The organism is Pseudomonas putida, assembly GCF_022627325.1.
Lineage (GTDB): Bacteria > Pseudomonadota > Gammaproteobacteria > Pseudomonadales > Pseudomonadaceae > Aquipseudomonas > Aquipseudomonas putida_X.
This window is the reverse complement of the sequence record NZ_JAETZZ010000009.1, coordinates 141,063-164,536: the sequence shown is the minus strand read 5'-3', so window position 1 is coordinate 164,536 and position 23,474 is coordinate 141,063. Positions and strand designations below refer to the sequence as shown.

Annotated in this window: 19 protein-coding genes; 7 read left to right on the top strand and 12 right to left on the bottom strand. The window is 61.5% G+C overall.

Going from position 1 to position 23,474, the window contains the following annotated elements; translation table 11 throughout:
- Positions 1-8: 8 nt before the first annotated feature.
- Positions 9-1,109, bottom strand: coding sequence for a glycine-betaine demethylase subunit GbcB (gene gbcB, locus JNA92_RS15905; RefSeq protein WP_241805610.1), 1,101 nt, complete (start codon positions 1,107-1,109; stop codon positions 9-11).
- A 296-nt stretch (positions 1,110-1,405) separates the two neighbouring features.
- Between gbcB and gbcA the strand changes: the two genes are divergently transcribed.
- Entirely contained in the window at positions 1,406-2,698 is a 1,293-nt protein-coding gene (gene gbcA, locus JNA92_RS15900) for a glycine-betaine demethylase subunit GbcA (protein WP_241805609.1), read from the top strand.
- A 35-nt stretch (positions 2,699-2,733) separates the two neighbouring features.
- Here gbcA and JNA92_RS15895 read toward each other — a convergent pair whose 3' ends face one another.
- The 7 genes from JNA92_RS15895 to JNA92_RS15865 all read right to left on the bottom strand — a co-directional run bounded on the left by JNA92_RS15895 (position 2,734) and on the right by JNA92_RS15865 (position 12,240).
- Entirely contained in the window at positions 2,734-3,600 is an 867-nt protein-coding gene (locus tag JNA92_RS15895) for an RHS repeat-associated core domain-containing protein (protein ID WP_241805608.1), read from the bottom strand.
- Between the two features lie 812 nt (positions 3,601-4,412).
- Positions 4,413-5,183 carry an electron transfer flavoprotein subunit beta gene (locus JNA92_RS15890; protein WP_241805607.1) on the bottom strand — a complete coding sequence of 257 codons (771 nt, stop codon included), beginning with the start codon at positions 5,181-5,183 and terminating at the stop codon, positions 4,413-4,415.
- A 10-nt stretch (positions 5,184-5,193) separates the two neighbouring features.
- Entirely contained in the window at positions 5,194-6,426 is a 1,233-nt protein-coding gene (locus JNA92_RS15885) for an electron transfer flavoprotein subunit alpha/FixB family protein (RefSeq protein ID WP_241805606.1), read from the bottom strand.
- The gene (gene dgcB / locus JNA92_RS15880) at positions 6,426-8,378 is read right to left on the bottom strand and encodes a dimethylglycine demethylation protein DgcB (RefSeq protein WP_241805605.1); all 1,953 of its coding nucleotides are present in this window, start codon (positions 8,376-8,378) and stop codon (positions 6,426-6,428) included. The genes JNA92_RS15885 and dgcB overlap by 1 nt, the downstream gene beginning before the upstream one ends.
- Positions 8,379-8,579: 201 nt before the next feature.
- On the bottom strand, positions 8,580-10,640 hold the full coding sequence (dgcA, locus tag JNA92_RS15875) for a dimethylglycine demethylation protein DgcA (protein WP_241805604.1): 2,061 nt from the start codon (positions 10,638-10,640) through the stop codon (positions 8,580-8,582).
- Between the two features lie 15 nt (positions 10,641-10,655).
- On the bottom strand, positions 10,656-11,186 hold the full coding sequence (locus JNA92_RS15870) for a DUF5943 domain-containing protein (protein ID WP_012316656.1): 531 nt from the start codon (positions 11,184-11,186) through the stop codon (positions 10,656-10,658).
- A gap of 76 nt (positions 11,187-11,262) precedes the next feature.
- A complete protein-coding gene (locus JNA92_RS15865; RefSeq protein ID WP_003257506.1) occupies positions 11,263-12,240 on the bottom strand; it encodes a dipeptidase in 978 nt (325 codons plus the stop codon).
- A gap of 284 nt (positions 12,241-12,524) precedes the next feature.
- Here JNA92_RS15865 and JNA92_RS15860 point away from each other — a divergent pair, with 284 nt between their 5' ends.
- Positions 12,525-12,941: a lysozyme inhibitor LprI family protein gene (locus tag JNA92_RS15860; RefSeq protein ID WP_241805600.1), complete on the top strand. Its 417-nt coding sequence runs from the start codon at positions 12,525-12,527 to the stop codon at positions 12,939-12,941.
- A gap of 247 nt (positions 12,942-13,188) precedes the next feature.
- On the opposite strand, the gene JNA92_RS15855 is transcribed toward JNA92_RS15860, so the two are convergent.
- Positions 13,189-14,133: a GlxA family transcriptional regulator gene (locus JNA92_RS15855; RefSeq protein WP_241805598.1), complete on the bottom strand. Its 945-nt coding sequence runs from the start codon at positions 14,131-14,133 to the stop codon at positions 13,189-13,191.
- A 146-nt stretch (positions 14,134-14,279) separates the two neighbouring features.
- Between JNA92_RS15855 and choX the strand changes: the two genes are divergently transcribed.
- From choX to JNA92_RS15835, 4 genes are all read left to right on the top strand, one after another.
- Positions 14,280-15,224 (top strand): choline ABC transporter substrate-binding protein, encoded by a 945-nt coding sequence (gene choX / locus JNA92_RS15850; RefSeq protein WP_241805596.1) that lies wholly within the window; start codon positions 14,280-14,282, stop codon positions 15,222-15,224.
- Positions 15,225-15,347: 123 nt separating this feature from the next.
- On the top strand, positions 15,348-16,232 hold the full coding sequence (locus tag JNA92_RS15845; protein WP_241805595.1) for a 3-keto-5-aminohexanoate cleavage protein: 885 nt from the start codon (positions 15,348-15,350) through the stop codon (positions 16,230-16,232).
- A gap of 18 nt (positions 16,233-16,250) precedes the next feature.
- The gene (locus JNA92_RS15840; RefSeq protein WP_241805594.1) at positions 16,251-17,216 is read left to right on the top strand and encodes an L-carnitine dehydrogenase; all 966 of its coding nucleotides are present in this window, start codon (positions 16,251-16,253) and stop codon (positions 17,214-17,216) included.
- A gap of 10 nt (positions 17,217-17,226) precedes the next feature.
- A complete protein-coding gene (locus tag JNA92_RS15835; RefSeq protein ID WP_241805592.1) occupies positions 17,227-17,697 on the top strand; it encodes a thioesterase family protein in 471 nt (156 codons plus the stop codon).
- 208 nt (positions 17,698-17,905) lie between these two features.
- Here JNA92_RS15835 and JNA92_RS15830 read toward each other — a convergent pair whose 3' ends face one another.
- The gene (locus tag JNA92_RS15830) at positions 17,906-19,522 is read right to left on the bottom strand and encodes a reprolysin-like metallopeptidase (RefSeq protein ID WP_241805590.1); all 1,617 of its coding nucleotides are present in this window, start codon (positions 19,520-19,522) and stop codon (positions 17,906-17,908) included.
- A 351-nt stretch (positions 19,523-19,873) separates the two neighbouring features.
- On the opposite strand from JNA92_RS15830, the gene JNA92_RS15825 reads away from it, so the two are divergent.
- Positions 19,874-20,131, top strand: coding sequence for a hypothetical protein (locus tag JNA92_RS15825; protein WP_039604371.1), 258 nt, complete (start codon positions 19,874-19,876; stop codon positions 20,129-20,131).
- 247 nt (positions 20,132-20,378) lie between these two features.
- Here the strand turns inward: JNA92_RS15825 and JNA92_RS15820 are convergent, their stop codons facing one another.
- Complete coding sequence (locus tag JNA92_RS15820; protein ID WP_241805589.1) at positions 20,379-21,485, bottom strand: GlxA family transcriptional regulator; 1,107 nt, start codon at positions 21,483-21,485, stop codon at positions 20,379-20,381.
- 390 nt (positions 21,486-21,875) lie between these two features.
- Positions 21,876-23,252, bottom strand: a complete 1,377-nt coding sequence (locus JNA92_RS15815) for an L-serine ammonia-lyase (protein WP_241805588.1) — start codon at positions 23,250-23,252, stop codon at positions 21,876-21,878.
- Between the last annotated feature and the right edge of the window lie 222 nt (positions 23,253-23,474).

The window sequence follows — 23,474 nt, the reverse complement described above, 5'->3', positions numbered from 1 at the left end:
TTACCGGATCAGTAATCGATCCGCACGTCCCCTTTGGGTACGCTGCAGCACGATAGGATATAGCCCTCGGCTTCATCTTCCTCGGTAATCCCGCCGTTGTGCTCCATCTCCACCTCGCCACCCAGCTTGAGCACCTTGCAGGTCCCGCAGATGCCCATGCCGCAAGCTTTGGGGATCATCAGCCCGACCTTGGCCGCCGCCGCATGCACGGTCTCGCCAGGAACGACCCGGATGCTCTTCTCGCTGCCGATGAACTCCACCAGGTTGAGCTCGGACACGTCCACTTCCGGCGCATCGGCCGCCTGCTCGGCATGCTCCACGGCATCGGCCTTGGCCTCTGCCGGCGTCGCGCCGAACGACTCCTCGTGGTAGTTCTTCATGTCGAAGCCGACCGCCTCGAGCATGCGCTTGACCGCAGTCATGTAGGGCGTCGGGCCGCAGCAGAACACCTCGCGCTCCATGTAATCGGGCGCGATCAGTTCCATCAGCCGTTGGTTCAGATAGCCGCGATAACCCGCCCAAGGCTCACCCAGACCGTGCTTCTCGCAAATGATGTGCAGGCTGAAGTTGGGGATGCGGGACGCCATCTGCTCCAGTTCGCGGTGGTAGATGATGTCCTTGGGGGAGCGGGCGCTGTGCACGAACACCATGTCGACATTGGCATTGGTGTCGTAGAACCAGCGGGCCATGGACATCACCGGCGTGATACCGACACCGCCAGAGAGGTACAGCACCTTGGCAGCCGGGAAGTCGATGGCGTTGAACAGCCCCACCGGGCCGTGCACAGGCACTTCAAAGCCTTCGTGCATGGTGTCGTGCAGGTAGTTGGACACATGCCCGCCTGGCACCCGCTTGACGGTGATCGAAAAGCTGTAGGGCACCGACGGCGAACTGGAGATGGTGTAGGAGCGCATCACCGGCTTGCCTTCGATCTCCAGTTCCAGGGTGACGAACTGCCCAGGCTTGAAGAAGAACATGATCGGCTGGTCGGCCATGAAGCAGAAGGTGCGCACGTCCCAGGTCTCCTGGATGACCTTGACGCAACGCACGATGTGGCGGCCATTGGCCCAGGTCTGGGTGGTGACCGGATTGAGGAAAGTATCGGACATGTTCATCTCCAGCGGCCGACTAATGGCCCTTTTCATGGCTGCGATAATGCGCAAGCTGAAGGCGTCGCACATTCCTGCCTGCGACATCGGCGTGCTTATCGCGACCAGCCCCGTGCTACAAGGGCTGGCGCGTCGTAATTCAAATCGGCCATGTCGCCCATGGATACGGTTCGCGGCGTCTTCGGACGCACACTCCACGGCAAAAGAACCTGCTGTTTTTTCACAGATGCTCTTGCGGCACCACAACAACGATTAGCCACCTTTTGCCGGCCGAATACGGCCCCGAGGATTACACGATGGACGTCACCGCAACCCTGAGCCTGGGCGATCCACTGGAAGCTGCACGCAAGGCCACCGCCGAGATGCTGCAGACCCGCGAGCGCACCTACTCGCTGCCCCAGCCGTTCTACACCGACGAGCGTCTGTTCCAGATCGACATGCAGGAGATCTTCCACAAGGAATGGCTGATTGCCGGCATGACGTGCGAAATCCCGGCCAAGGGCAACTACATCACCCTGCAGATCGGCAAGAACCCGATCATCGTGGTGCGCGGAAGCGAAGGTAAGGTGCATGCCTTCCACAACGTCTGCCGCCATCGTGGCTCACGCCTGTGCGTCAACGAGAAAGGCAAAGTGGCAAAGCTGGTCTGCCATTACCACCAGTGGACGTATGAACTGGACGGCCGCCTGCTGTTCGCAGGTACTGAAATGGGCGCCGACTTCGACATGAAAGAGTACGGCCTCAAGCCTGTGAACGTAAAAGTCGCCGGTGGCTACATCTTCATCAGCCTGGCGGAAAACCCACCTGCGATCGACGAGTTCCTGGCCACCCTGGACCACTACATGGAACCGTATGACATGGAGAACACCAAGGTGGCAGTGCAAACCACCTTGATGGAAAAGGCCAACTGGAAGCTGGTGCTGGAAAACAACCGCGAGTGCTACCACTGCTCCGGCTCGCACCCGGAGTTGCTGCAAACCCTGCTGGAGTGGGACGACACCAACGACCCGCGCGCCAGCCAGGAATTCAAGGACCACGTGGCGGCCTCCGCCGCCGCTTGGGAAGCCGAGAAGATCCCGTACCTGCACAAGAGCCATGGCCTGCGTAACCGCATCGTGCGCATGCCGCTGCTCAAGGGCACCGTGTCGATGACCATGGACGGCAAACAGGCGTGCCAGAAACTGATGGGCCGCATCAAGAACCCGGACCTGGGCTCGATGCGCATCCTTCACCTGCCGCACTCGTGGAACCACTGCATGGGCGACCACATGATCGTGTTCACCGTGTGGCCGATCAGCGCCCAGGAGACCATGGTCACCACCAAGTGGCTGGTGCACAAGGATGCCGTGGAAGGCGTGGACTACGACCCGGAGCGCATGCGCAAGGTGTGGGACGCCACCAACGACCAGGACCGCCGCCTGGCCGAAGAAAACCAGCGCGGTATCAACTCCACGGCGTATCAGCCGGGGCCCTACTCGAAGACTTACGAGTTCGGTGTGGTCAACTTCATTGACTGGTACAGCGACCGCGTGTTGGCCAATTTGGGCGCAGAGCCTGCTCCCTACCTGAAAGAGGTGAAAGCGCAGTAACGCGCCCCGCCCCGCTGGCACGGCGCATCGCCGTGTCAGCGTCTGATTTCCTGCATAGGTATGTCAGGGGGTGCACTCGGAGTTTGACGGGGACCCCAGCTTCGCCAAGCCTCCGCAGCCGCACTATAAGCCGAATGTATCCGCGCCCCCAATGCCCTTGCGCTTCCCCATACGTAGGAAGCCCCTTCAACCACCATCCTCGCGCCAGTGACTTCGTAGACCGTTTCCCAAGCCACCCTGCCCGCCGACACACCAGGCTGCCCCACCCCCCGCCATACGGCCTGCGCCGCCTCGGCGTTGGAGAAGCCACCACCTATTATGTTTCCTACCGCGTTACCCAGCCCCAGCCGACGGCCAGGGCTGGTCAGCACATTACCTACCCACCCTTGCTCTACACTGTTGAACCCCGTCGCGAACATCCCCATACCTCCTGTGTATACGAAGGCAATGTTACCTAGCCGGGTTCTGTAGTCCGGCGCGTTATAAATGGATTGGGAATGTTGGGCGGCCAGGCGATTGACCACATTTCGGGCCGTCCGGGTAACAGCCCCGCTTAAAGTGACCGCGCTTGAAAATAGGCTGACGCCACTTATCACCGTGCTCAGCCAACTCGCTCCACTGGGGTCTGCCCGGTTGACAGGGTCGCCTCCACAATAGGCGTAGGGATTCAGCCCGCCGATTGAAAATGGGCTGTAAGGATCAGGGGATTGAAAGCGCATCAACACCGGGTTGTAGGCCCGCCGGCCATTACCCAAGTGGTAACAGCCCGTCAGAGGATCGACAGGCTGCCCGGTAAAGGCGAGGAACGCGCCATCTTCCAGGAGGCGGGCACCGTAGGGCAGATAGGGCCTTGAAAGCCCTTCTACACGGGTTCGCGTGGATGTGCGCGGCGCAGGGTGCATGTGAGAGCCCAACTGGTTGTGATACCTCACCTTAACAGCTGCGAGCAATGCTGCTAACTGACAAAAATGACGGGGCGGCAGGACTTACCCACATCATGTGAGTCACCCATTGCAGCGTGCACTTACACTGCTGTAAGCAAGATTACGAAGCAATTGGTCAATATTTGATCAAAGCAATGAAGCCCTTGGATTTCGTGGGCTACAGGCTACTCCGTACACGTTGTCCACAGAGACACCAACAGAGATTGTGGGCAATCGAGCCAAACGCTGCAATCTGGTTGTGGATAAACGACTTGAAGCCCCGATAGTCCTGCAACAGTAGACGTCTTATCTAATTTGATCGTTTTCTGACCAATTCTCCACACCCCTTGTGTTGCAAGGCTTACAGCTAGTGTCGAACAGATTATCCACAGACCCGCTAACAGCGATTGTGGGCAAATCCACTCGAAGATAGGGCTACCTGAGTCTGATAAGCCGGCTCAGACCTGATCAGTTTATGATCAAAGCCCTGGAGGCCTCTATATATATGGCCTCCAGCCATGCACCAACACTTTATCCACACCTTGGCGAACAGATTCCGTGGGCAAAACAGAGTTGCACCTGACGGTTGAGCCAGTTTCGCCAAAGCCAGCGGTGCGGTGGGGAACAAGATGGACTTATGCACAGGCAGAAGGTGCATGCAGCAGATCAGGAGTCGTTGTGGGCGCGGGGTTGCCCTGCGAAGCAGCCGCGGTGCATGGCACCGCATGCGCCTGTGTTCATGGGCCGCCCCCACAGCGTGAGGGCGGCCTTGGCGGCGAGCCTGTAGGGCTTCAGCGCAGCACGCCCTCTTCCACCAGCAGCTTGAGGATGGCCTCGGCGCCCTCCTGTGGCGAAACATCCTTCAGCACCTTGCCGCCACCGCCACTGGCCTTGGCGGTCGCAGCCTTCATCCGGTCGGCGCCGCTCTTGGCCTTGATCACCTTAAGCCGCTTGGGCCGTGGCCGTGCCGGCTGCAACTCGGCCTCGGCCAGCAGATCATCCTCGACGATCGCCACATTGCGCGCCGCCAGCACACCCCGGCGCGCTGGCCCGAATGCGCTCTGGCGCGGCTTGGGCGCGGCGTTATCCACAGTCGCCAGCAACGGCAGGCGCACTTTCAGCCGGCGCCGCTGACCGCGCGGCAGCGCCTGCAATACCTGGGCGGTGCCGTTTTCAATCGACTCCACCTCGGCCAACCCCACGATCAATGGCCAGCCAAGCTTTTCGGCCAACAGGAAGGGCAACATGCCCGAGCCCTCACCCGTCTCGGCCTGGCTGCCGGCCAGCACCAGCTGTGCCCCGGCGTCGCGCAGGTAATCGCCCAGCACGCCCAGCACATCAGCACCGGCGGGCTGCTCCAGCACATCCAGGTGGTCCAGGCCCATGCCCAGGTAGGCGCGCAATGCTTCTTCCTGTGGGTCGCCAGCATGCACCACCTGCAAGTTATCCCCAGCCAGCTGCAAACCCAGTTCCACCGCGCGCGCATCCTGCTCAGCGCGCCGGGCGCGGCCGGAGCTTGGGTGGGCCCCGATGGAAACCAGGCTGATCACTTTCGTACTCATGCTCGTGCCCTTATGCCGCGTCGCGCTGGCCGCCGCTGCGGTAGTTGTCCACAGCCTCGATCAGTGCCTTGAGAATCGCCGAGCTGTCGCCAATCACCGACAGGTCGGCCCGTTTGATCATGTCGCAGCCCGGGTCCATGTTGATCGCCACCACCTTGTCGCAAGCGCCGATGCCCTGCAGGTGCTGGATCGCGCCCGAGATACCCACCGCCACGTAGACCCGTGCGGTGACCCAGGTACCGGTAGCACCCACCTGGCGGTTACGCGGCATGAAGCCGTCGTCCACTGCCACCCGCGAGGCGCCTTCGGTAGCGCCGAGGGCTGCGGTCGCCTTGTGGTACAGGTCCCAGTCTTTGACGCCATTACCGCCCGAAACGATGAACTCGGATTCGGCCATGGCAATGGTGGCCGGGTCCACGGCCACCGAGCCGAGGTCCTCGATACGCGACAGGCTGCGTGCAACGCTTGTGGACAACTCCACTGGCAGCGCTTCATGGCGGGTTTCGCTGACAGGTTCGGCACATTCCGCCGCAGCCAGGATCAACCGTGGCATGGCGCGTTGCAGGTCCTGCTGGCCCGCGCCGGCACGGCCGATGCACTGGCCGTCCTTGACCTGCCAAACCCGCGTCGCCGGGCGCTCGCCCAAGGCAGCAGCGAAGCGCCGGCCCAGTTCGCCACCACCGGTGCGGCTATCGGGCAACAGCCAGTGGCGTGGCGTGAACTGGTTATCCACAGCCCGCAGCCCTTGCACCAGTTGCTCAGGTGCATAGCCTTCGAACGCTTCACCTTCCATAACCAGCAGGCGATCGACACCGGCTGTGGAAAACGTGCTTTCCTTGTGCTCGCCAAACACCACGGCCAACACCGCGCCATCGCTGCCGGCCAGGCTATGGGCCAGGCCGAGCAAGTCGCGGTCGTGGCTGCTCAGGCGGCCACCGACCATGTCGGGCACCACGGCGATGTAGAACGCAGGCGCTGCAACCTGATGCAGCGGCAATTGCACTTCGGCCGGCGCGCTACGCCGCCCGCCGCCCCCGGTGCCCTGTTGGGCACCGCTGCGGTCGATACGCTTGAGGCCATTGGGGCCGATGAAACCGGCGGCGATGGCATGCGGGTTTTTGCGCGTGAGGCCACTGGGCCCCATCCAGCGAGTCTGTTGCGTCTGCAGCGCTGCATGCAGCGGATGCAGGCGGTTACGGGCGATCCACTCGGCGCGTGGGTCGCGGCGGATGATGTCGCTCATCAGTGCACCTCCGCAGGTTCACGTTCAACCGTTAGCGACTTTGGGGCCGCGGGCGTTTCCTCTTCGATCAGCACATCGGCTACCAACTCGGCGAGGTCCTTGATCTGTGGGCGCGGTTCGACCACCCCTTCGAGCATCGCAGTGCACTGTGGGCAGCCGACCGCCACCAGTTCGGCCTGGGTCTCTCGGATGTCATCCATGCGCATGTCGGGGATACGCTGCTTACCCGGGATGTCGGTGATCGGCGCACCGCCACCACCGCCACAGCAGCGGGAACGGAACCCCGAGCGCTGCATTTCGCGCACTTCGATGCCCAGCGCCTGCAACACTTGGCGCGGGGCCTCATATTCGCCGTTGTAGCGGCCCAGGTAGCACGGGTCGTGATAGGTGACGCTGCCGCCCTTGTGCTGCCCGAGGTTGAGCTTCCCGGCTGCGATCAGCTCGGCGATGTAGGTGCTGTGGTGCTGCACCGGGTAGTCGCCGCCCAGTGCGCCGTACTCGTTCTTCAGCACATGGAAGCTGTGCGGATCGCAAGTGACGATGCGCTGGAACTTGTACTTGGCCAGGGTCTGGATATTGCGTTTGGCCAGTTGCTGGAAGGTCGCTTCGTCACCCAGGCGGCGCGCCACGTCGCCGCTGTCACGTTCTTCCAGGCCGAGCACGGCAAAGTCCACGCCCGAGGCCTTGAGTACTTTGACGAACGAACGCAGGGTGCGCTGGTTGCGCATGTCGAACGCGCCGTCACCCACCCAGAACAGCACTTCGGTGGTTTTCACGTCAGACAGCAGGTTCAGGTTGAGGTCTGCCGCCCAGTTCATCCGGCCGCCCGGGGCAAAGCCGCCCGGGTTGTCGGTAGCGATCAGGTTATCCAGCACCTCGGCACCCTTGTTCGGGGTCGCGCCCTTTTCCAGGGTGAGGTGGCGGCGCATGTCGACGATGGCATCGACGTGCTCGATCATCATCGGGCATTCCTCGACGCAGGCACGGCAGGTGGTGCACGACCACAGGGTTTCGGCGTCGACCAGGCCATTGACGATCGGTTGGTGTGGATTGCCACCGTGTTCACCGATCGGCTTGCCAGGGTACGGGCTGCCGGCGAACGTGGCGTCGGTGCCACCGGCCAGGCCGATGACCATGTCCTGAATGAGTTTTTTCGGGTTCAGCGGCTGGCCGGCGGCGAACGCCGGGCACATCGCCTCACATTTGCCGCATTGCACGCAGGCGTCGAAACCCAGCAGCTGGTTCCAGGTGAAGTCCACCGGCTTTTCCACGCCCAGCGGGGCATTGCGGTCTTCCAGGTCCAGCGGTTTCAGGCCGGTCGAACGGCCACCGCCAAAGCGTTCGGCGCGGCGGTGCCAAGCCAGGTGCAGGGCCCCGGCAAAGGCGTGTTTCATCGGGCCGCCCCAGGTCATGCCGAAGAACAGTTCCGACACGCCCCACAGCACGCCCAGGCCAAGTATCGCGACCATCACCCAGCCGCCCGTGTTGGCCGGCAGGATGCCGGCTACCGGCAAGGTAGCAATGAAGAAGCTTGCGGCGAACACCAGCAGGCTTTTCGGCAGGCGCATCCACGGGCCTTTGGACAGGCGCGATGGCGGGTTGAGCCGGCGTTTGAAGACGAAGATGGCACCGGTGAACATGATCACGGTGGCCACCAGCAAGGCGTAGCCAAGGATCTTGCTCTGCAGGCCAAAGCCGTGCACCAGGATTGCCAGCACCGCCGACAGCACAAAGCCGCCCGCAGTGGCCACGTGGGTCTTGGACATGTACTTGTCGCGCTCGACCACGTGGTGCAAGTCCACAAGGTAGCGGCGCGGCATGGCCAGCAGGCCGCCGAGAAGATCGACCTTGGAGGCTCGGCCACGCCGCCACATGCGCACCCGGCGCAGGGCGCCGAGCACCGCCAGGCCAAGGGCAGCGAACAGCAGGATGGGTAATAGGGTGTTCAACATGGCAGGCACCTTTTTCAGCTGCAAGCTGCAAGCCGCAAGCTGCAAGCAGAAGCCCGGGGAGCTTCTGCCTACCGCTTGTACCTTGCAGATCACCTCTGCGTTACAGAGTCATTCCCAAGCAACTCTCAAGACTTCAGTTGCAAGCGAAGGCGACAACGATGGCTTCTTCTTGCAGCTTGCCGCTTGAAGCTTGCCGCTGCTTCAGAAGTCCTTGCACAGCCGCAAGGCGTCGTAGATCGCCGCGTGCACGTTGCGCTGGGCCACGCAGTCGCCGATGCGGTACAGCAGGTAACCTTCGCCCGGCTGGCTAAGGATCGGCTGTGGCTTGATGGCGAACAGCGCCTCCACATCGATCTGGCCCTTGTTGCGCGAGCCTTCCTTGAGCGCGTAGTACAGTGCTTCGTCAGGACGCACACCGTTCTCGACCACCACCTGGTCGACCACGCGTTCTTCCTTGGCGCCGGTGTATTCGTTCTCCAGCACCGCCACCAGCTTGTCGCCTTCGCGGTAGACCTTTTCCAGCATCATGTCGCCGGTCATGATCACTTCTTTGGGGTACATGCTGCGGTAGTAGGTCGGGAAGGTCGTGCCGCCCATGGCCACGCCCGGCTTGATGTCGTCGGTGACGATCTCGACCTGGCTGCCCTTGTCGGCGATGAAGTCGGCCACCGACATACCAGTGAATTCGCAGATGGTGTCGTACACCAGCACGTTCTTGCCCGGCGCGACCTTGCCGTCGAGCACGTCCCAGCTGCTGACCACCAAGCCTTCGTCAGCGCCCCAGTGCTCGTTCTGCTCCAGGAACGAGTGCCCGCCTACTGCCAGCACGATCACGTCCGGGCGCAGGTCCTCGAGGGTGGCCACATCAGCGGCAGTGCCCAGCCGCAGGTCGACCTTCAGGCGCGCCAGCTCCAACTGGTACCAGCGGGTGATACCGGCAATCTGGTCACGCTGCGGCGCCTTGGCGGCGATGGTGATCTGCCCGCCGATCTGGTCCTTCTTCTCGAACAGGGTCACGTCGTGGCCGCGTTCGGCTGCCACGCGGGCTGCCTCCATACCGGCCGGGCCGGCACCGACTACCACCACCTTGCGCTTGACGCCGGTGGTCTTCTCGATGATGTGCGGCACGCCCATGTATTCACGGGAGGTCGCAGCGTTCTGGATGCACAGCACATCCAGGCCCTGGTACTGCCGGTCGATGCAATAGTTGGCACCGACGCACTGCTTGATCTGGTCGATCTGCCCCATCTTGATCTTGGCGATCAGGTGCGGGTCAGCGATGTGCGCACGGGTCATGCCGACCATGTCCACGTAGCCGCCTTCGAGGATGCGCGTGGCCTGGTTCGGGTCTTTGATGTTCTGCGCGTGCAGCACCGGGACCTTGACCACTTCCTTGATGCCGGCAGCCAGATGCAGGAACGGCTCTGGCGGGTAGCTCATGTTGGGGATGACGTTGGCCAGGGTGTTGTGGGTATCGCAACCCGAGCCGACCACGCCGATGAAGTCGATCATGCCAGTAGCGTCGTAGTAGGCGGCGATCTGCTTCATGTCCTCGTGGCTGAGGCCATCGGGGTGGAACTCGTCACCACAGATCCGCATGCCCACGCAGAAGTCATCGCCGACTTCGGCGCGCACCGCCTTGAGCACTTCCAGGCCGAACTTCATGCGGCCTTCGAAGGTGCCGCCCCACTCGTCAGTACGTTTGTTGACCCGCGGGCTCCAGAACTGGTCGATCATGTGCTGGTGCACAGCGGACAATTCGATACCGTCCAGGCCGCCCTCTTTTGCGCGCCGCGCAGCTTGCGCGTAGTTGCCGATCACCCGCCAGATCTCTTCCACCTCGATGGTCTTGCAGGTGGCGCGGTGCACGGGCTCACGGATGCCGGAAGGCGACATCAGGGTCGGCCAGTTGAAACCGTCCCAGCGCGAGCGGCGCCCCATGTGGGTAATCTGGATCATGATCTTGGCGCCATGCTTGTGCATGGCGTCGGCCAGGTTCTGGAAGTGCGGGATGATACGGTCGGTCGACAGGTTGACCGATGACCACCATTCCTGCGGGCTGTCGATGGCCACCACCGACGAGCCGCCGCAGATCGCCAGGCCGATGCCGCCCTTGGCCTTTTCTTCGTAATACTTCACATAGCGGTCGGTCGTCATGCCGCCGTCAGTGGCGTAGACCTCGGCGTGCGCGGTGCTGAGCACGCGGTTGCGGATGGTCAGTTTGCCGATCTGGATCGGCTGGAACATTGCTTCGAATGCCATGACGCTATCTCCGGCTTACAACGGCTTTGTAACGAACAGGCCATCTTCGTGGCCTTCTTCCGACCCGCCGTAGACCTGCTCGGCCACGGTGCGGATCGAGCTGCCACGGGCAGCGAGAATCTGGTCCATTGCGCCGGCGAACCAGCCGGTGAACATGTAGTCGACCTTGCGGCCGCACTTGCCATACACGTACACGAACGCCGAGTGCTTGAGCTTGACGCTGCAGGTGCCTTTGTCCAGGTCGATGTCTTGGATTTCGAACAGGCCCCAGCCACGCTGGGACAGGCGCTTCATGTAGTGCTCGAACACCGCCACGCCTTCCAGGCCATGGCACTCGGCTTCTTTTTCACACCAGTGCCAGGCGGACTTGTAGCCCGCCTTGTAGAGGATCTCGGCGTAGGCGTCGGCGCCCAGCACTTCCTCGATACCCATGTGGTTGTTGACGAAGAAATGGCGCGGTACATACAGCATCGGCAGGGCGTCGCTGGTCCAGACACCGGTTTCGCTGTCGACTTCGATTGGCAATTGCGGGGCGATCTTGGCCATGGAAACTCAACTCCATAAAAATTTTGTGTGATTGCCCCGACGTTGCTGGCCGGGGCCTTGAGGCTTGGAGAGCGGCTTACTCGCCCCAGACGTCCTTGAGGACATTTACCCAGTTCTCGCCCATGATCTTGCGCACCACACGCTCGGAGTGGCCGCGCTTGAGCAAGGTCTCGGTGAGGTTGGGGAACTCGCCGACGGTGCGGATGCCCAGCGGGTTGATGATCTTGCCGAAATTGGTCAGGCGACGGGCGTAACCCTTGTCGTGGGTCAGGTACTCGAAGAAGTCCTGGCCGTGGCCCTGGGTGAAGTCGGTGCCGATACCGATGGCGTCTTCACCGACGATGTTCATGGTGTACTCGATGGCTTCGGCGTAGTCGTCGATGGTGGAGTCGATGCCCTTGGCCAGGAACGGCGCGAACATGGTCACGCCGACAAAACCGCCATGGTCGGCGATGAACTTGAGCTCCTCGTCCGACTTGTTGCGCGGGTGCTCCTTGAGGCCCGAGGGCAGGCAGTGGGAGTAGCAGACTGGCTTTTTCGACTCCAGGATGACCTCTTCGGAGGTCTTGGAGCCAACGTGGGACAGGTCGCACATGATGCCCACGCGATTCATCTCGGCGACGATTTCGCGACCGAAACCCGACAGCCCACCATCACGCTCGTAGCAGCCTGTACCGACCAGGTTCTGGGTGTTGTAGCACATCTGCACGATGCCCACGCCCAGCTGCTTGAACACATCCACGTAGGCGATCTGGTCCTCGAAGGCATGAGCATTCTGGAAGCCGAAGAGGATCCCGGTCTTGCCCAGTTCCTTGGCCTTGCGGATGTCGGCGGTGGTGCGCACCGGCATCACCAGGTCGCTGTTGTCGCGGATAAGCTTCTGGCTCGCAGCGATGTTGTCGACGGTGGCCTTGAAGCCTTCCCAGACCGACACCGTGCAGTTGGCTGCGGTCAGCCCGCCTTTGCGCATATCCTCGAACAGTTCGCGGTTCCACTTGGCGATGATCAAACCGTCGATGACGATGCTGTCGGCGTGAAGCTCGGCTGGGCTCATCAGGCTGTCCCCTTTTATTGAGTGGGTTCGCACCGAACGTTGTGCCGGCGCTTTGGGGCCAGCATATGCCTGTGTCCGAGGGCGCCCCGATGCAAAAACGACAGGGGGTTTGCCGAAAGCGTCAATGCGCGACATGGCGGGTCTGGGACGCCGTCAGGGGATGCGAGACAGTCTCGATAACGACCCTTCTCGGCCGTTGCATGAACATTTGCCCGGGGAGCTATCGCCGAGCCTGCGCCTGAGCGAGAATCTCGGCGATTCAACAGCCTGTTGAGGAGAAACGGATGAAATCAATGGCATGGCTGGTGCTGCTGGCCTTCATGAGCGGGGCCCAGGCCGGTGAGGAAGAAAGCACGCCTTGCGACAATGTCGACACCGACCAGCAGACGTTCGCCTGCGCAGAATTCAACAAGCAGACCGCCGAACGTGAACTGAACTCGGCCTATGACGACATGGTGCAGCGGATGCTCGATCAGTATGGTGATGACGCCGGCCTGCAGTCGCAGATTGAGTCTGCCAGAAAGGTCTGGGCTCAATTGCGCGATGCCGATTGCAAAATCGAAACCCACGGTGAGCGAGCGGGTAGCAAGGCGTTCCAGATAGCCTGGAATAGCTGTATTGCGCAGCGTAGCGATGAGCGATCGGAGTATTTGCGCAGCCTGGGCTCGCAAAACAGTGATGAACCAGCCCCTGAGGATTGATCAGGCACGCGTGCGTGAACGATCAACGCCATAGGACCCTATGCTGCTGATCATGCCCTGCTTTCTCGCTAGTGCGTCCAGAGGCTGCAAACGCCAAGCCTGGTTTTGCTCAAGCCTGGTGCTTGAGCGCTCCCGATCAGTCTCCCCCCCACGGGCGGAAATTGATCGGGGCTCCTGTGCCCCCTGCTGAGCCCCCCATTCGTGCACCTCTTGGAGATGATCCTTCCACGGCATCACGCAGGTGTAGTCAAACCGCCCTGATAAGCCGATCTTCCCTTGGGCACAGTTCGTACCGCGCCCGGTAGCAACGGGTGAAGTACGAAGCCGACTCGAACCCACACGCCACCGCCACCTCCAACACGCTCATGTCAGTCTGGCGCAACAACTGCCGCGCCTTGTCCAACCGCAAACGCAGATAAAACCCACTCGGCGTGTCATCCAGGTGCAAGCGGAACAACCGCTCCAGCTGCCGCCGCGTCACCTGCACCGCATCGGCAAGCACTTGGGTATTGAGTGGCTGCTCGGTGTTGCGCTCCATCTCCCCGATCACCTTCACCAGCTTCTTGTTGCTGATGCCATAGCGGCTGGCGATCTGCATGCGCTGGTGGTCCTGGCGCGGGCGGATTCGCCCAAGTACGAACTGCTCGGACACCTGCACGGCCAGCTCACTGCCATGCGCTTGGGCAATCAGGTCGAGCATCAGGTCGATGGAGGCGGTGCCGCCCGCACACGTGATGCGCCGACGGTCGATCTCGAACAGCTCCTGGGTCGCATGCAAGCGAGGGTAGCGCTCTTTGAAGGCGTCCAGCGCTTCCCAATGCAAAGTAGCGCGGTGGCCGTCGAGCAGGCCCGCTTCGGCGAGCACTACGGGGCCGGTATCGATGCCGCCGAGAATCACGCCTTCGTGATCGAGGCGGCGCAACGCCTGCTGCAGCGCCGGGCCATAACACCGCAACGGCTCGAAGCCGGCGACGATCAACAGTATTGCACCCGCCTCCCCTTCCCCCAGCGCACCATCGGCATTCACCGACATGCCGTTACTGGCCGCCACGGCGCCGCCATCCAGGCTCAACACGCGCCAGCGGTACGAAGGCCCTTTGAACCGGTTGGCCACGCGCAGCGGCTCCAGGGCACTGATGAAGCCCATGGCCGAGAACCCCGGCAGCAGCAGGAAATGGATCAGTTGCGGCATTGCTTGCTCCACGTCGCAGGTGGTCGCTTCCGTGCAAATGTTGGTCGCCAGGGTGCGATTTTCCACCCTGCCGCCAGCGTAGCGTATTCACACGGTCCGCAGAGGCCGCCCTCAATAACAATATGCACTGCCGATGGAGAGCCACCATGCACAGCTTGATCCGCCGCAGCCTGTTGTCCCTTGCCCTGAGCAGCATCGTTGTCACACCGCTTTTCGCCGCCGAACCTGCGGCCTGCAAGAACGTGCGCCTTGGCGTGGTCAACTGGACCGACGTCATCGCCACCAGCGCCATGGCGCAAGTGTTGCTCGACGGCCTGGGCTACCAGACCAAACAGACCAGCGCCTCGCAGCAGATCATCTTCGCCGGCATCCGCGACGAGCGCCTGGACATGTTCCTGGGTTACTGGAACCCGATCATGACCCAGACCATTACACCGTTCATCGATGCCGGGCAGGTCAAGGTGCTCGACCAACCGAGCCTGGAGGATGCCAGGGCCACCTTGGCCGTACCTAAGTACCTGGCCGACAAAGGCCTGAAAAGCTTCGCAGATATCCACAAGTTCGAGAAAGAGCTGGGCGGCAAGATCTACGGTATCGAACCCGGGTCCGGCGCCAACACCCAGATCAAGGCGATGATCGCCAAGAACCAGTTCGGCCTGGGCAAGTTCCAGCTGGTCGAGTCCAGCGAGGCCGGCATGCTCGCCGCAGTCGACCGCGCCGTGCGCCGCAAGCAGGCGGTGGTGTTCTTCGGCTGGGCGCCGCACCCGATGAACGTGAACATCGACATGGTCTACCTGGGCGATAGCCAGGATGCCCTGGGCCCTGACGAGGGCCGCGCCACGGTGTGGACCGTCACCGCGCCGGATTACGCACAACGCTGCCCCAACGCCCATCGCCTGCTGGCCAACCTGAAATTCAGCGCCGAAGACGAGAGCCGCATGATGCAGCCGCTGCTCGACCACAAGGACGCCCTGGAGTCAGCGCGCCAATGGCTCAAGGACCACCCCGAGGACAAGGCGCGCTGGCTTGAAGGGGTCACCACCTTCGATGGCAAGCCTGCGGCGGACAACCTCAAGCTTACCGCCAACTGACAGGGCCTGATCGCCCGCAAACCGGCTCCCCCAGCGTCATCTCCCACCAGGGTTCACCGCGAACCCTGTGGGAGCCGGCTTGCCGGCGATTGGGCCACCACAGACCAGAAAAGGAACCCAACCATGAATAACGACGTCATCATCACCTGCGCCCTCACCGGCGCCGGCGACACAGTCGCCAAGAGCCACCTGGTCCCGGTCACCCCAAAGCAGATCGCCGAGGCCGCCGTCGAGGCCGCCAACGCCGGCGCCACCGTGGTCCACTGCCATGTCCGTGACCCGCAAACCGGCCGTTTCAGCCGCGACGTGAACCTGTACCGCGAGGTCATGGAGCGCATCCGCGAAGCCGACGTGGACATCATCGTCAACCTCACCGCCGGCATGGGTGGCGACCTGGAAATCGGCCCGGGCGAGTCGCCCATGGCGTTCGGCCCCGGCACCGACCTGATCGGCCCGCTGGAGCGCCTGGCCCACGTCGAAGCCCTGCTGCCGGAGATCTGCACGCTCGATTGCGGCACCCTCAACTTCGGCGACGGCAACGCCATCTATGTTTCCACGCCGGCGCAATTGCGCGCCGGCGCCAAACGCATCACCGAGCTTGGCGTGAAGGCCGAGCTGGAAATCTTCGACACCGGCCACCTTTGGTTCGCCAAACAGATGATCAAGGAAGGCCTGCTGGACGACCCGCTGTTCCAGCTGTGCCTGGGCATCCCATGGGGCGCGCCGGCCGATACCACCACCATGAAGGCGATGGTCGACAACCTGCCAGCCAATGTCACCTGGGCCGGCTTCGGCATCGGCCGCATGCAAATGCCGATGGCTGCGCAGGCCGTGCTGCTGGGCGGCAACGTGCGGGTCGGCCTGGAAGACAACCTGTACCTGGACCGCGGCGTGCTGGCCAGCAACGGCCAGCTGGTGGAACGCGCTGCCGAGATCATTACCCGCATGGGCGGCCGTGTGCTCAGCCCGGCAGAAGGCCGGGAAAAAATGAACCTCAAGCGCCGCTGATTCCTTCAGGAGACCGATATGCCTTTCATCACCGAGATAAAGACCTTTGCCGCCCTGGGTAGCGGCGTGATCGGCAGCGGCTGGGTCGCCCGCGCCCTCGCCCACGGCCTGGACGTGGTGGCCTGGGACCCGGCTCCCGGCGCCGAACAGGCACTGCGCAAGCGGATCGCCAACGCCTGGCCGGCGCTCGAAAAGCAAGGCCTGGCCGAAGGTGCCTCCCAGGGCCGGCTGACGTTCGTCAGCACCATCGAAGCATGCGTGCGCAACGCCGACTTCATCCAGGAAAGCGCGCCAGAGCGGCTGGACCTCAAACTCGACCTGCACGCCAGAATCAGCGCCGCAGCCAAGCCAGACGCGATCATCGGTTCAAGCACCTCGGGCCTGCTGCCCAGCGAGTTTTACGAGTCGTCCACCCACCCTGAACGCTGCGTCGTCGGCCACCCATTCAACCCGGTGTACCTGCTGCCGTTGGTCGAGATCGTCGGCGGTTCCCGCACTTCACCCGATGCCATTGAAGCCGCCAAAACCATCTACACCGCACTCGGTATGCGCCCACTGCACGTGCGCAAGGAAGTGCCAGGCTTCATCGCCGACCGCCTGCTCGAAGCGCTGTGGCGCGAGGCGCTGCACCTGGTCAACGACGGTGTGGCGACCACCGGTGAGATCGACGATGCCATCCGCTTCGGCGCCGGCCTGCGTTGGTCGTTCATGGGTACCTTCCTCACCTACACCCTGGCCGGTGGCGATGCCGGCATGCGCCACTTCATGTCGCAGTTCGGCCCTGCCCTGAAGCTGCCCTGGACCTACCTGCCAGCGCCCGAGCTGACCGACAAGCTGATCGACGATGTGGTCGACGGCACCTCCGAGCAACTGGGCGAGCGCAGCATCGCCGCGCTGGAGCGCTATCGTGATGACACCCTGCTGGCAGTGCTGGAGGCGGTGAAGACCAGCAAAGCCACACACGGCATGGCCTTTGGCGATTGAGGAGCAAGCGATGCCCGCACTGATCACCTACCGCACCCCAGTCCAGGAGGACTGGGTCGACTACAACGGGCATCTGCGCGATGCCTTCTACCTGCTCATTTTCAGCTACGCCACCGATGCGCTGATGGAGCGCATTGGCCTGGATACCGATAGCCGTGGGCAAAGCGGCAACTCGCTGTTCACCCTGGAGGCGCATATCAACTACCTGCACGAGGTGAAACTCGGTACCGAGGTGTGGGTACAGACGCACATCTTGGGCTTTGATCGTAAGCGTCTGCACGTTTATCACAGCCTGCACAGAGCGGGGTTCGAAGACGTGCTGGCCGCCAGTGAGCAGATGCTGCTGCACGTAGACTTGGCCGGGCCTAAAGCTGCGCCCTTTACCCAGAAGACCGAGGCGGCTCTGCAAAGCATCCTGGATTCACAGATGGACTTGGCGTCACCCGAGCACGTTGCCAGAGTGATGCGTCTTGCCCGGTAGAGGCTTCGCCAGGTATTCAGCCGCAATGCATGAACACCTGGCAAATATCCAGTACTGCAAAATCACCTCACCGGAAGATTGGCCCCTGCTTCAGCAGCAATGTATTGATGTCGTCCACTAGAACGCCAGTTTTTGATGTGTTCGCTCGCACAAACATCATCCAAAAAGTAGCGTTGCTGTTGGTCTTCGCCGCGAGTTCGTGAAGCACCTATTTATTTTGTGGGCCTCCGTCGGTGAGGCCTAGCCTGATCATGGCCGTGCCAAACAAATTTGGAACTCTTTTAAGGCCTTCCGGAAGGCTTCCTGGCGCAGAATACCGCAAGCTGGGCACATCAAAATCGCCGACGTAGTTTCCAAAATATCCATTTGGAATTGTCCCTTTTGGACCTTCAATATACACATAGTATCTAAGATCACCTCTGAAACCTCTGACTTTCATCGACCTGACTTCCTCGCGCGCCGCCACACAGGGATGACTGTCATTGAAGGAGTAATAGTGACCTACTTCCGCCGTGAAGGAACATATTTGGCTTTGGTAGTTCTCCCCTTTGTATAGCGTTATCGTGACAGGTGTGTAGTTTTCATAGAAATTCGCTACCGTTTCCCGACGGTCATTGAAGCGGCGCGCGACATCGTTGTGGGCGACAGTCCCCATCGGCTGTCCCTGATAAGTAAGGCGAGGGTTGGAATGATAAGCGATTTCCGGGCAGCTTGTCGCACACCCATATGACATTATCGTGCGGAACCGGGGATCTTCCGGATGGCGATAACCATAGTCGTAGCTCGATTTTTCACCTTCGTTATTATGGCCCGCACCAAAATTATGTCCTAACTCGTGCGCCAAGACGCCATAGCAACTGACTGTGGAAAAAGCGCTGCTTTTGGAACTATCTATAAACGCGTAGCCGCAATATTCGTAGTTCACAATGAGCATGCTGACGAGATCGGCGCGCCTGTCCTCCCTGACCGTGTGTATTGCAGCCCCTAAGGCAGGACCGTTGTTTTTCATATCGTATAGCATCGTCTTAGTATCTTTTGATCCCTCATCGTAACTCGCGGAAAAAAAGCCGGCATTTTCGTAACGCGCATTGACTTGGCTGTTTTCCAAGTACTGATTAGCGTCCTGCAATGCCAGAAGCGTTTTCTCATAGAAGTCAGGGTATCTCTCGCGTAGCTGGTTGGTGGTAACAAAAAGTACGCGAATCACACTCTGGGCAGGGCTAGGTTCCCGGAGTGGGACCGGCTCTACAACATCCACCTGTTCACGTATTGGCTCGGCTTCTTTGGGAAGTTTTGATTCGTCGATCTTTACCAGTACATGCTGCTTGCCCTCTATCGGCTCGATGCGATAAGGCTGGCCACCGAGGGTCAGGTTGGCCCAAATCTTCTCACCGTTTCGCACGACGGATAGATAGTAAAGTGGGTCGACAGGAATTTCAGCAGTAGAGCCCGTTTTGCTCTTCCAATCATTGGGACGGTAGCCGACCCACCCGTCGATGTTTTCAAAAACAGTTCCAGCGCGACGTTGATTGAACTGCACGGCATTGCCACCAGGCACGCTCACCGTCAGCGTTTTTATGTGCGCATCGAGCAAATGTAGATTGGCGTTTATCAACGTCACCTGCTCAGCCGCCGGATCTTCCAATAATCTGGCCAACTTCCCGGTGGCGGTGGCCTTCAACGTGTCGCGCGCCGGCGTAGCCTGTAGCTGGTACAAAGGCCCAGCCGTAGCTGAAGCCAAACCTGGCTCCAACGCCTTACAACCACCTGCGCTGACTAATGTCAGCACTAGCAAATATCTGAAAAAAATTCGTACCGTGACCATCGCTATTGACTCCCTGTGGTTTCCCCACAGTGGACCCAATCGCTGATGAGCAGACAACTGGCAAAAATGCCAGGTCTGGCATGAACCAAAAAAAATTGCCCCGCAAAGCCGTGAGCATCCGGGGCCAAGAGCGAGCAACATCCACTGTGCATGAAGAAGGTGACCAAACCCTCCGTTGCGGTAGATGGCGTGAGTGTGCGCAGTTGCGACCCGGCGAATTTAGCCGTAAACGACCTGTTCTTAGCCAAAGCAGCCATGCCGGTATTCTGTTGTTGCGGGTATGTCGCACTCGTCACAGAATCAGTCGTAAATCACAGCAGCACTCTCTTAGCGATAAAAGGGACAACAGCCATGATGCATGCGGATTTGATTGATCAGGACGACCTCGCCGGCCAACTGCGCGCGCGCGGGTTCGATATCCCAGCCGGGGCCAGTGCCGAGCAGGCCTGCGAGGCGGTGGTGCGTGGGTTGACCGAGCCCAATGCGCGGGCACTCAAGGGCATGGTCGAGCAGATGTATACCGGCAGTGCGACGATTTTGCCGGCGGTGCGCCAGGCCATCGACAAGCAGTTGTTGCCGGCGCTTGCGAGTTTCAACAAGCGGGCCTGAAGAATTTTTCCTGCACCGGCCCCATCGCCGGCAAGCCGGCTCCCACAGGTTGGACTGCCTCCAGGAGTTTGGACACTGCTCTCAGGCCTGGTGGTGAGCCGGCGCTTCCTCAGCCCCATGGATTGGCGCCGAACGTTTGCGGACAGTCCAGTCTGCGGGGGCAACAGTCTGACCCAATTCGTAGAAGCTAATGCGATTCCGTGGCTTGCCGGCGATGGGGCTGCAACGCAGCCCCCCCCCGTAGAGGTCAGAGCCTCACACTGGCAAAGGTCGACTCGTTGCGCGCCTGGCTCAGCGCAGCCATCGGCCCGCTGTGCGGCGACAGGGTCATGGCTTGCGGAATCGGCATCATTGCCACTTGCTGTGCGGTGTTTGAGCCCACTCGTTCATCACGCGGCGGAATGCCGAAGTACTCGCGGTAGCACTTGGAGAAGTGCGGCGTGGAGACGAAGCCGCACACCGAGGCCACTTCGATGATCGACATCGGCGTCTGCTTGAGCAGCTGCCGCGCACGGATCAGGCGCAGCTTCAGGTAATAGCGCGACGGCGAGCAGTGCAGGTACTTCTGGAACAGCCGCTCAAGCTGGCGACGCGACACGGCCACGTACACGGCCAGTTCGTCCAGGTCGATCGGCTCTTCGAGGTTGGCCTCCATCAGCGCGACGATTTCCTGCAGCTTCGGCTGGTTGGTTCCCAGCATGTGCTTGAGCGGCACGCGCTGGTGGTCCTGCTCGTTGCGAATGCGCTCGTAAACGAACATCTCAGAGATCGCCGCCGACAGTTCGCGGCCATGATCGCGGCTGATCAGGTGCAGCATCATGTCCAGCGGCGCAGTGCCGCCAGAGCTGGTGAAGCGGTTGCGGTCGAGGGTGAACAGGCGTGTGCTCATGTTGGCCCGCGGAAACGCCTCCTGCATCGCCGCCAGGCATTCCCAGTGCACGCTGCAGTCGAAACCATCGAGCAGGCCGGCACAGGCCAGCGCCCAGCTACCGGTGCACACAGCGCCCAAACGGCGCGACTGACGCGCCTGGGCCTGCAGCCAGGTGACATGCTCACGGGTAACCGAACGCTGGATCCCCACGCCACCGCAGACGATAACGGTGTCGATGGGAGGGGCGTTGGCGATGGAGGCGTCCGGCGTGATCTGCAAGCCATCGCTGGCCCACACCTGGCCGCCATCGACGGTGAGCGTGTGCCAGCGATACAGCTCACGGCCGGAAAGCTGGTTGGCCATGCGCAGCGGTTCCACGGCCGAGGCCAAGGAAATCAGGGTGAAGTTGTCCAGAAGGAGAAACCCGATGGACTGGGGTGCTGTGCGGTTCTGGGTTGGATTCCCGGAGGTGTACGACGTCATCGCGATTTCTCCTCACACAAAAACAGGGTGTGCCTCAGGCGGGCACTGATTTTTTGTAATGGCCCCAATTCATTCGCAGGGGCTTTGCCAATCTCAACGCAAGGGCCGTGCCTGAAATTGAACGGCCATCCAAAAAAACCCAAAAACGACGCCTTTTTTCAGCAATTCCGGCTCGCCGATCGGGTTGTTGAAAAAACCCAAACCGGCGGGCCAGCGCCTTTGCGTGTCACTTATGAGCAATTTGGTGACACGCCCAAGGCAGGTTGCCCAGAAACGACACTGTTTAGTGTCACCGACAATGGTGACACTGATCGCGACATCCGACGATCGGCTGATACGAAGACGCCCCAAAACGGGGCGTCTTGACAAAAGTAGCTCACAGTCAGCGCATCAACATTCGATGGCGCTGACCGCCAAACCGCCGCGTGAGGTCTCTTTGTACTTGTCGTGCATGTCGGCGCCGGTGTCGCGCATGGTGCGGATCACCTGGTCCAGGGAGATGAAGTGCTCGCCGTCACCGCGCAGGGCCATCTGTACGGCGTTGATGGCCTTGACTGCGGCAATGGCGTTGCGCTCGATGCACGGCACCTGCACCAGGCCACCGACTGGGTCGCAAGTCAGGCCAAGGTTGTGCTCGAGGGCGATCTCGGCGGCGTTCTCCACCTGCGCCGGGGTCGCCCCCAGCACTTCGGCAAGGCCAGCCGCCGCCATGGCGCACGCTGAACCGACTTCACCCTGGCAACCCACCTCGGCACCTGAAATCGATGCATTCTTTTTGCACAGGATGCCCACTGCGGCGGCGGCCAGGAAGAAGTCGACCACGTTGGACTCGTCGACCGCATCGCTGAAACGCATGTAGTAGTGCAGCACAGCCGGGATGATGCCGGCCGCGCCATTGGTGGGCGCAGTGACCATGCGCCCGCCAGCGGCGTTCTCTTCGTTGACCGCCAGGGCGAACAGGTTGACCCACTCCATGGCACTCATGGTCGAGCCGATCACATTGGGCTTGCCGATCTCCTGCAGGCTACGGTGCAGCCTGGCGGCCCGGCGGCGCACATTCAGCCCGCCGGGCAGCGTGCCCTCATGCTTGAGGCCGTTGTGCACGCATTCCTGCATGGCTTGCCAGAGCGTGTGCAGGCCGGCGCGGATCTCTTGCTCGCTGCGCCAGACCTTCTCGTTGGCCATCATCAATTGCGACACGCTAAGGTCGTTTTGCTTGCACAGGCGCAGCAGCTCTGCGGCACTGTTGAAATCGTACGGCAGCACCGTCTGGTCGGCATCCAGCACACCACTGGCGGCCTGGGCGGCATCGACCACGAAACCGCCCCCCACCGAGTAATAGGTGTCACGGTGCAGCTCGCCCTGCTCGCCTTCGGCGATCAGGGTCATGGCATTGGGGTGGTACGGCAGGTTCTCGTCCAGCAGCAGCATGTCACGCGCCCAGACGAATTCGATGGGCAGGCGGTTATCCAGCTTCAGGGTATTGGTTTCGCGCAGGTCGGCGATGCGTGGGACGATCTGGGCCGGGTCGATGGCGTCCGGCCATTCGCCCATCAGGCCCATGATGGTGGCGTGGTCGGAGCCGTGGCCAATACCGGTGGCCGACAGCGAGCCGTATAACCGCACCTGCACCCTTTTCACCTGCTCAAGCTCGCCGCGCTCACGCAGGCCCTGGACGAACAGGGCGCCCGCACGCATGGGGCCGACGGTATGGGAGCTGGAGGGCCCGACTCCGATCTTGAACAGGTCGAACACGCTGATGGCCATTGTCGCTACACCTCTTGCTGGGCTTGTCTCTGCGCGCCATGCGCAGGGCGGGGCAACTGCTAGGCTGAAGCTGCGAGCCGCCACGAATGCACGCATCATCAGGCTTTTGCGCCCCCCCTCGCCGTCTGCAACCGACGTACTTTTGTCCAGCAGCGCCGCGCCGTTTTACCTGCATGTGCGCCGCTTTCAGGCGCTCCGATGACGGAAAAATACGCAGCCAGG